At 66.0% G+C, this 9,491-nt stretch carries 5 protein-coding genes and 1 pseudogene; 2 read left to right on the top strand and 4 right to left on the bottom strand.

Going from position 1 to position 9,491, the window contains the following annotated elements; translation table 11 throughout:
* Together QZY03_RS13755 and QZY03_RS13750 are read right to left on the bottom strand one after the other, a co-directional pair.
* On the bottom strand, positions 1 to 1,240 hold a 1,240-nt coding region (locus QZY03_RS13755), incomplete at its 3' end, for a BPSS1780 family membrane protein (protein WP_295581929.1).
* A gap of 97 nt (positions 1,241 to 1,337) precedes the next feature.
* Positions 1,338 to 3,269 carry an SEC-C metal-binding domain-containing protein gene (locus QZY03_RS13750; RefSeq protein ID WP_295581927.1) on the bottom strand — a complete coding sequence of 644 codons (1,932 nt, stop codon included), beginning with the start codon at positions 3,267 to 3,269 and terminating at the stop codon, positions 1,338 to 1,340.
* Positions 3,270 to 3,478: 209 nt separating this feature from the next.
* On the opposite strand from QZY03_RS13750, the gene QZY03_RS13745 reads away from it, so the two are divergent.
* Positions 3,479 to 4,363 (top strand): ATP-binding protein, encoded by an 885-nt coding sequence (locus tag QZY03_RS13745; protein ID WP_295581926.1) that lies wholly within the window; start codon positions 3,479 to 3,481, stop codon positions 4,361 to 4,363.
* A 125-nt stretch (positions 4,364 to 4,488) separates the two neighbouring features.
* The gene (locus tag QZY03_RS13740; RefSeq protein WP_295581924.1) at positions 4,489 to 7,863 is read left to right on the top strand and encodes a WD40 repeat domain-containing protein; all 3,375 of its coding nucleotides are present in this window, start codon (positions 4,489 to 4,491) and stop codon (positions 7,861 to 7,863) included.
* A 176-nt stretch (positions 7,864 to 8,039) separates the two neighbouring features.
* Here QZY03_RS13740 and QZY03_RS13735 read toward each other — a convergent pair whose 3' ends face one another.
* Together QZY03_RS13735 and QZY03_RS13730 are read right to left on the bottom strand one after the other, a co-directional pair.
* Positions 8,040 to 9,182 carry a glycosyltransferase family 2 protein gene (locus QZY03_RS13735; protein ID WP_295581922.1) on the bottom strand — a complete coding sequence of 381 codons (1,143 nt, stop codon included), beginning with the start codon at positions 9,180 to 9,182 and terminating at the stop codon, positions 8,040 to 8,042.
* 116 nt (positions 9,183 to 9,298) lie between these two features.
* Positions 9,299 to 9,491 (bottom strand): annotated as a pseudogene (locus tag QZY03_RS13730) (ISKra4 family transposase); the annotation flags it as partial.

Here is a 9,491-nt window from a genome sequence, read left to right as displayed (position 1 = left end):
TGACCACCAGCAGGGCAAGGCCCAGGGTCAGTACGCTGGCCAGGACCAGGCCGAGGGCGGCCAGACTAAAGACGAGGAAGGGCAGGACATTGCGCCAGCAGCCGCGCAGGCTCAGGTTGAGGGCGCGCAGCACCGGGACCTTATTGAGAACCACCAGTGCCGGGGCGAACAGCATGGCCATGGCCAGGGGGACGACCAGGAGCAGGCCGACGAGGAATGGCACGGCCATGAGTGGGCTCAATTGCGCCGGGTCGAACCGGCTGAGATCGACCCCGGCCGACCATCCTGGACCAGTAAGGGCGAAGACCGCGACGAGACCCAGCAGAACGACCAGCCCGATCAGGATGCCAAATCCCAGGTAGGCTATGCCGACCAAGGCCAGCGGACCTGACTGGTGTGAGAAGCCCGCGAACAGGTGCTTGAGTTCAAAACGGCCGCCGGCGTGCTGGTGATGGGCACCGATGATCAGGCCGCCGGTGAACATCGGACCAAGGATGGTCGTGGCGAGCCCGCCGATGAAGGGGACTGATCCCAGTACGATGGTGATCAGGAGATAGAGCACGATGGCGCCGACCCAGGCCAAGGGGCTGTCCTTGAACAGTTGCCAAGCCGCGGTGATCCAGCCCCAGCCGCGTCCGGCCGCGACCGATCGCGGTGGATACAGGTGCTCGCCGCGGTTGTCCGGGGCGGGTGGTGTGAGGTCCGCCGCGGGCGGCGCATAGGGATCGTCCTGTCCGTTCCCGGTTGGCCGGCCGTTCTGACGTGCAATGAAGCGCTCCACGACCACACCGCAGGCCTGGCAGACCCCCGTGAGTGGAGCCACGGACTTGGCTCCGCACTTGGGACAGGGGGTTGCCCCGGCTGGCCGCGCGTTGGCGAGGGGAAACTCCGATACCAGATCGGATTGAGGGAACATCGATTCGGTGTGGCGCAGGTCGATGCTCGGCGCCTGCTCCACCCGGAACTCCGAACTTGGGTCAACCCCTTGCGGCTCCAGGACAACCAGGAGGCCGACCTCTTTGAGCGCTTTGCTGTAGCGTTGCGCGCGCGATTCGTTCAGGTTGCGCTTGAGCACGGTACGCTTGCCGCCGAGGATGATGTCGCTGGCGGTTTCCTCGCGGACTCGAAAACGCGTCGCAAAGGCCTCGATGATCTTGCGCGCGGGTTCTCCTGGGAACAGTTCCCCGGAGAAAACGATACGGTAGCGGGTGTCCATCGGGTGCTCCCGGTCGATGTGCATCGAGATCTCGCTTAGGAGATCTCACTTAGGAACTGTTCACGAATAAGCCAAACGACAACGATGGTATTCGTTGTTTAGCTTATTTCCGACTCGTGATTCAGGCAGTGACCCGCTTCATCCACCGCAGGATGCCCGGCTCGGCTTCCCACACGTCGCGCATCGCCTCCCGATACATCCACGCCTGGTCCTCGCCGCCTGGGGTCACGCCCAGGGGACTCGGGCGCGGTCGCTTGATGCGCTTGCGGGTCAGATAACGCGGGATGCGCGGGAGGCGATCCACCGCCGTGCGCAGTACCGCGCGGGCGCGCTCTTGTTCACCCAGTCGATACAGGGCCAGCACCTCGCCATAGGCCAGATCGGCGAGCAGATCATCCGGAAACCGGCGCGCCAGGGTCAGCGCGCGCGCGTCTTCGCCGCCGCGCAGGTAGTGATTCATGAGTTCGGCCCGCACCCCGTGGTGATCCTGAGGGTTGAGCCGCAGCAAGGTCTCAAGGGTGACGGCCGCGGCCTGGGGTTGGCCCTCGTCGATCTGACACAGGTAGCGGCGGAACAGCAGCCGCAACGCGGGCCGATTCGCGTCCCGTGTCCAGGGGCAATGATAGGCCGCCGCGGCGGGCGCCGCCTGGTTGAGGATGCCCCAGGCGCGGTCCACCAGTGGGCGCAACAGTGCGTGGGAGATCCAGGGCAGCGTGCTCTCGGGGTGTTCGTAGAGCGCGGTGGCCAGATCGTCCAGGATGTCGAGGCTGTCGGCCGCCTCCGGGGTCGCAAGCAGATACTCGATCCACTCCACGGACAGCCAGACCTGTCCGGCATCACCCAGGGTCAGGTCGGTGGCGCTGGGCTTGCCGCCGGGGAAGAGCGTGCGCCACACCAACTCCAGGCGCCGCACCCGCGCGGGTGCGCGCAGGTCGGCGGGGTTGCCGCGGACCATGAGTGAGCGCCGTGGGCTGCTCGCAGCGCCGACCCCCGCGCGGGTGCGCGCTGGGGCATCGCGCTGGGGTGGTTTCAGCGGGACGACGCCATAGTCCGGGAGCGGCCGGTCGGCGGCCGTGGTGATCCAGTCCTGCAGGTCGACCAGCAGTGGGTCGAGGGCGTCCGCATGGCTATCGACCAAGGCCTGTTGCGGGTTCTTGACGGCTTGGGCCAGGAAATCCAGGAACCCCTGTTCCTGGGCGCCGATCTTACGCAGTCGATGCAGCCAGAACCGCGCCCGCGCGCTGGCCAGGTCGTCCTGGTGCTGGGCGGCCAGCAGCGTGATTTCCAGGAGTGCGTTGCTGGGGTTGTCCGGGTCGCTGCGCAGCGCGGCAGCGAAGGCGTCGCGCGCCTGTTCGAAGTCACCCTCGTCGATGTGGATCGTGCTGATCCGCTGCCAGGCGGCAGCCTGGAGCGCCCGGCTGCCCCCGGTGCACAGACGCTCCAGAAAGGCTTGCTTCTTGCGCCAGTGATCGAGTCGATCATAGGCATCGCAGAGGACGTCGAAGGCCGGCTCATAGGCCCCATCCAAGGCCGCGAGCGGACCGGCGAAGACTGGCTCCAACAGGGCCACGGCCCGGCCGGGGCGGTCTTGTTCCAGCCAGCGGTCCGCCACGCGCGCGAGCAGCGGACGGGGCACGGCATCCACTTCAAGGGCGTCCTTGAGGGCGCGTTCAGGGAGTTCGTCGAGCAGCAATTCCCAGATCAGTTCGGCCGAGAGTTCCGGCACATCGTCGAGGTCGCCGCAGCACGCGTCGTAACGCTCCCCCGAGCCGCAGGGGCAGGGTGCATGAGGGGATGGGGGTTCCAGCGGTTGGGCGCGGTATCCCAGATCCGGTTGCGGGGTGGCGTTCCAGATGGCCGTGGCAAGCATGTTCGTCAGACGCCGGATCTCCACGTCTTCGAGCCCATAGTCGTAAAGGCCCAAAATGCGTGGGACCTCGTTCTTGGCCCAGGCGAGAAAGCGCACCGGGTCCGGGTCTTGGATGATCTGCCGCACCGCGAGCAGGATGACCTGCTCGAAGCGTTCGGTATCTGCGGTTTCATGGTGGAACATGATGCGTTCCTCCTGCTCAAACGGCGATCGGGTATCGCTTTGGTCGGACCGGACTTGTCGTCCGCCCAGCTCTACTGGATTCTACCCCGGTTTCGGGATTCTTGGTCGACCCAGTTCTCAGGTCGAGGGTCCCGGTCGATCGCCAGCCCCGTTATAGTGTGGGCGTTTGCTTCCGATTACTCCCCGTTCAATCCCTCCAGGCGTACGCGATGGCAGAATCACGGGTCAGAATTTTCGTCTCGTCGCCCGCGGACTTGGATCATGAGCGCGCCCTGGTCAAGGATCTGATCACGCAGCTTGCCGCCGAGTATCTCCCCTATTTCAAACTCCAGTCGGTGCTGTGGGAGGAAGAGGTCCTGACCGCGGCGCAGAGCTTCCAGGCCGGTCTGTCGCGTCCGTCGGAATGCGAGATTGTTCTGGTGATGTTGTGGACCCGGCTGGGTACGCCGCTCGCCGATGATCCTTACGGCGGCATGACCGGAACCGAATGGGAGTTCGTCGACGCGGTGGCGGCGTCGGCGCGCGCTAACCCGCCCGAGGTCTTGGTCTATAAGAAGACGACGCCGCGCCTGATCGATATTACCGATGCCGAGGCGGCCCGCGTGGCGATTGCCGACCGGGAGCGGCTGGACGTGTTCTTCCGCACCCATTTTTTCAATCCGGACGGCAGCTTCAGTCGCGCCTTCCGCCAGTTCGAAAATGACCGGGTGCTGCGCGAACTGGTCCAGGTGCAGTTGCGTAAATTGTTGAATCGGCGCATCAGCGCGGAGCGTGGCCGGCGTCCGGGGGCCGGCGAGTGGCGCGACAGCCCCTTCCGTGCTCAGGCCCGGTATGAGCTGCGCGATGAGCCGGTCTTCGTCGGGCGCGAGACCGAGACCCGTGAGTTGGTGGCGTGCCTGGATCGTGTGCGTGGTGCGGGCCGCGGTCTGGTGTTGATCAGCGGGCCATCCGGTGTGGGGAAGAGTTCGCTGGTGCGGGCCGGGTTGCTGCCGCGGTTGGTGCGGCCCTTCCTGTTCGCCGGGATTACGAGGACATGGACGGCGGACCGGGTCATGGCCTGGCGGACCTGCTCGAGGCGGAGGTCAGTGATCTGACCCACTGGCCGGTGCTGCTGCAACCGGTCCTGGAAGATCTTTAAACGCGGGCCCGTGCGACCGCGGTCGACGGGGGCGAGACGGGGCTCCTGCTGCGGATCGCGGACTACCGTGCCGGGGGCGGTGTGGCCGGTAGTGCGTTGCGGCGGGCACAGGTCTGCTGGGAGGGGCTCGACGGTGCGGCGCGGGCGGCCCTGCCGATGCTGTGCCGGGCTTTGATCGCCCTGGAGGGCGGTCCCACGTCCCGTCCGGCACCGCGCGCCGGTGACCTGCGTGCCCTGTTCCGGGATCCTGGCTGTGTCTGTCTGGTGCAGGCACTGGTCGCGGCGCGCCTGGTGGTGACTGAGGGGATTTTCGACCCCGCGGAGCATCTGCCCTGCGCCCAGACGGATGACGCGCTCTTCGGGGCCGTCGCGCGCATCGCCCGGGAGACCGCGGAGGAGTGGCGCGCCCGCCTGTTGCCAGGCCGTTCCATCAAGGCGCTGACAGAAGGAGCGGCAGCGGTGCCCGCCGCTCCATCCGCCGAGTCCGACCCGCAGCGCCGCGACTGGCATGATTACCGCCCGGCGGTGAGCTTCGTTCACCCGATTCTGATTGAGACCTGGGTGCCGGTCCGGGACTGGCTGGCCGATCCAGCCAACCGGCGTGACCTGCAGTTACGTGTACAAATTACCCGCCAGGCGCGCCTCTGGAAGCGTACCGACTGCAATCGTGAGTACCTGCTGGGTGAGGTCGGTCACGCCGGCGCCTGCCGTTTCGCTGACGCCTTCGCCCAGGAGTTGGAACCGGTCGAGCAGGAGTTTCTGGACCGTTCGTTGCTGAATCTGCGCAATCAGCGTCGTCGTAACCGTTCGATGCGTCTGATCGGACTGACCCTGGCGGTGCTTCTGGTCTTTGCGACCGCAACCGCCTGGTGGGCCTGGGATGCCTCGCGGGCGGCCACCTTGAACCTGCACCGCAGTCAACTCAACGCCGCGGACCTGGCGATCAATCAGGGCAACACGCCCGCGGCAATCCGCCTGGCGCTGGACGCGGGTCGGAACCTGCCGCAGGCCGCCACCGATACCCTGAGTCGCGCATTCAGCGCCAATCGGCTCATCGCAATGGCCCAGGCCAGCGGACCGACACCGGAGCGGGCGCTCTCACCCAGCTTTAGTGACGACGGTCAGCGATTGGTGACGCTCTCGCTCCAGGACGGGGCCAGCCTGTGGCGCCTGGAGGAAAATCGCTTCGTACTCGCCCGACGGCTGGCCACGCCCGCCGTGCCCATCCACGCGGTGCGCTTGACCGATGGGGCTGATCCGACCCTGATCCTGGGCATCGGTGAGACCGGCGTGTGGCGCTTGCCGGCCGCGGACGGGGCGGCGCCGGATTGGTCTTGCGGGGCGCGGCCCGGGGGTGCCATCGGTCTGGATGGCAGCCATCGCTATCTCGCGCTTTCCCATCCCGTCGCGGGCGGACGTTTCGGACTCTGTGTCATCGATACGCAACACCTTGGCCAACCCCGGTGGGACCGCGCACTCCACGACAAGGAGATCCGCGGGGTTGCTTTCTCCCCGGACGGCCAGCGTCTGGTCACCGCCTCCCGCGACGGCACCGCGCTGGTGGTCGAGTCCGCCACCGGTGACGCGCTCGTGAGCCTGCCGCCGGGCGGCCCCCTGGATCGCCCGGTGAACCGCGCCATCTTCGACAGCCGGGGTGAACGCATCGCGGTTGCCGCGGCGGACGAACGGGTGCGGCTCTACGATCGCGACGGGCGTGAACTCGCGGTCCTCGGCGAGGTGACTCGCCAGGGACGCAAGATCCAGATCCATAAGACCGCGGTGCGTGATATCGCGTTCGCGGCCGCGGATCGGTATCTGCTGGCCGGTGACGACGCCGGCCAATTAGTGCGCTGGGATCTCCGCACCGGCGACGCCGAGGTCTTGGGCCAGCATCGGCTCAGTGTGGAGCATGTGCGGGCGTCCCCGGTCAGCGATCCCCGTGAGGCGGAAGACCTGGTACTGACCGCCTCACTGGATAAGACCGCGCGGCTGTGGGGGCTTCAGGGCGGGCGCGAGGTGGCCGCGTTCAGTCACGATGCCGCCGTGACCAATGCCCGTTTCAGTACGGATGGCAGCCGGGTCCTGACCTATTCCGATGAGGACGGTTCGGCGCGGGTCTGGTCCGTAGACCCGGTCAGCGCCTTGTCCTTCCCGCTCCTCCATGCGGATCACGTCTGGCATCTGGACATGGCCCGGCCGCCGCCGGAACTGGACACCGATCCTGGGGCCGTGCTGATCGCCACAGGTTCTTTCGACGGCGCCGTGCGGGTGTGGCGCTATGACAGCCAAGCCGCCACGGCGGGGCCGGCGGAGATCTGGAACCTGCAGGGACACCGCGGCCGCGTGCGGCGTGTCGCCTTTTCGCCCAGCGCGCGGCGGCTTGCCAGCGCGGCGTTCGACGGCAGCGCGCGGGTCTGGAACCTGCTCACCGGCGGTGGGTGCGCGCTGGAAGCGGGGCCCGCCGCCGCGCCGGCGTCTGCCGCCGGTGTCAAACGGACGGCGCGTGTCGAGTTCTATCGCGTTCTCTTCACCCCGGACGAGCGTTGGCTGCTGACCACCTCCAATGAGGCCGCGCGACCGGTGCGTCTGTGGGACCCCGCCACCTGCGCCGAGCTGCCGCTGTCCCCGGTCCTGGAGCACGGGCCGGCCCGGGTCCAGGCCGCGGCCGTCGCTGTCGGTGTCGCCGGGTCGGGCGGCACCCAATGGTTCGCCACCGGCGACGATGCCGGGACCTTGCGGGTGCTGCGCTCCGAGCCCGGCGGGCTCTGGACCCTGGTGTGTCGACTCGACCCGCATGGGGCTCCCATCACCGATCTGGCATTTGCCCCGGATGGGCGTGCCATTGCAAGTGTCGGCGAGGATGGGCGGGGCGTCCTGGTCCCGTTGGCGGACGGCGTCTGCGGGGCGCCGCGGTTTCTCGATGCGCAGACCGATGCACTCTATAGTGTCCGTTTCTCGCCGGACGGCGCCGTGCTGGTCACGGCCTCCATGGATGCCCGCGCCCAGGTCTGGGAGAGCCACGGCGGCGCGCTGATTGCGGAACTCAAGGGTCACAAGGACCGTATCTACTCCGCCGAATTCAGCCCGGATGGCCGCTGGATCATCACCGCGTCCCGTGACGGCGCGCTACGCCTGTGGCAGCGTCCCGTGCCGCCGCGCCAGACGGACAGGCCGCCCCGCACCGACGGGTCCTATCTGGTGCTGGAGGCCGATCTGGGTGGTGTGGCTTACGCCCGGTTCAGCCCGGACGGCAACAGCGTCGCGGCGGCCTATTGGGAGAATACGGCCTTGCTGTGGCGGATCTGGACCAACGACAAGACCCCCGACCCGGCGATCGTGAAGGTCTGGGGCACGGATCGATCGCGTCTCGCGCTGATCCGCGAGGCGATGCGTTTTCGTCGGGACAATGGTTTGGATGCACGGGTGAATTGGGAAGGGGGGGATGGGTACCCTTAAGTAACGTGCCAAGAGCAAGCTCAACACGAACACTATCGCTGTCGTTTCCGGCCCCGGGACATTGTAGGGTGGACAAGCGCGGCGCAGTCCACCAGCGGCGGCGCGGGGTTCGGTGGACTGCGCTAGCGCTTGTCCACCCTACGGCCTAAACGATGTTCAAGGCCCCCACGCGGACCTCAGTGGTTCTCGATATCGCGATTGCCCGCCCTCGGTTCGTTGGGCATTCGCAGCAAGCGGCGGGAAAATACAAGAGCGAGCTTGCGCGGACTGATCCGAATGACTGCCAGCGCGGCCACGAGCCCGGCGGACTTGAGCGGGCTCGTTGATCCGGTCATCAGTGGTGCAAACACGACTTCCTTGAATGATGGACGGGGGTGCGAGGAGTCCATCAGGTTGACGACGTAAGCCGTAAGGTTGCTCTTCCATGACCGTTTCCACTTGCGCCAGCGTTCGATTGTTGCCGAGGTTGCTCCGAAGTGTCTCGCCCACGGTAAAAAGAAGTCATAAGTGTGCTGCATCCGCAGCAAACGATTGCTGAGCGACTCCAGCGTAAATACTTCTCCCACAGGACCGATATTCCGTCCATGGATTCGATAATAGGCCACTGGCTCGTCCAGCGAGATAATTGGCCCGAAGAGGGTCGCGACCGGATTGAGGCAGCCGTCCGCGTCGTTGCGCCGCTCTGAACCTTCCGGCAGCGGAAAGACCCGCTCCAGAAACCATCGCTGCCAGGCGATTCCGGACGTCCAGCTGTGTCGGCAGGTCCAGGGGCCGACTTCCAGCGTCAGTTTCTTGTAATCGCCTGACGGAGAGATGAACCCCGGAACCTTTCTCCCAAGGGACTTGCCGCTGCTGTCAACGGCAATCATAGCGCCCTGAACCTTGGTGGCTGCCGGATTGTCAACCAACGGCGCGACGAGCCGCTCGATCGCGTTGTCGACCAGATAGTCGTCGGCATCCAGAAAGAGAATGATGGCGCCGTGGCTGACCGCCAGGCCGGTATTCAGCGCTGCACACTGACCGCGATGCTGGTTGAAGATCACTGTAATCTGTTCTTCGAAGCAGTCGATGACCGCACGCGAATTGTCGGTGGAACCATCATCCACGACAATGATTTCCGTATTTCGGTACGTCTGTTGCTGTACGCTGCGGATGGCGTCGCCGAGGTAGGCGCCGTAGTTGTAGTTACTGATGATCACGCTGACCAGCGGATCTGTCGGTGTCGCACGTGCGGCCAGCGCGGCGTTGGGTGTCGTATGACGCATTTGGTTTATCGTCGCGTTTTCAGTTGTAAGGCGATCTTGCGATTGGGTTGGCATTAGTCAACTCCCGATGGTTCCAAGTGGGAAATCCGCACAACTTTGTGAAAAACTACAGTAAGATAGTCGACCGCGCAACTTGGGTGCGATCCAAACTGATGTGGTTGCCGGAACTGTCACGCGGCTTGCTTAACGAGCCCCTGCCAGTACGCTGACCACTTCCCGTTGGCCCGGGTCGTGCGCAATGCGAGCATGGCCTCAGCGTTGTCCGGCGTCCACCACGCGCCGGGGCGCTTGAGGCGCTGCTGAACCACATAGCGATGGGCACTTTCGATCTCGCCGGAGCCGATCGGCAAGCCCTGCGCCAGG

Source organism: uncultured Lamprocystis sp., from assembly GCF_903933125.1.
Classification (GTDB): Bacteria; Pseudomonadota; Gammaproteobacteria; order Chromatiales; family Chromatiaceae; genus Thiodictyon.
The sequence above is the reverse complement of the archived record's forward strand: the minus strand, read 5'-3'. Positions and strand labels throughout refer to the sequence as shown.

Excerpts from the sequence above, each read along its gene's own strand:
- QZY03_RS13750 (WP_295581927.1), bottom strand. The coding sequence starts at position 3,269 with ATGTTCCACCATGAAACCGCAGATACCGAACGCTTCGAGCAGGTCATC.
- QZY03_RS13735 (WP_295581922.1), bottom strand. The coding sequence starts at position 9,182 with ATGCCAACCCAATCGCAAGATCGCCTTACAACTGAAAACGCGACGATA.
- QZY03_RS13745 (WP_295581926.1), top strand. The coding sequence starts at position 3,479 with ATGGCAGAATCACGGGTCAGAATTTTCGTCTCGTCGCCCGCGGACTTG.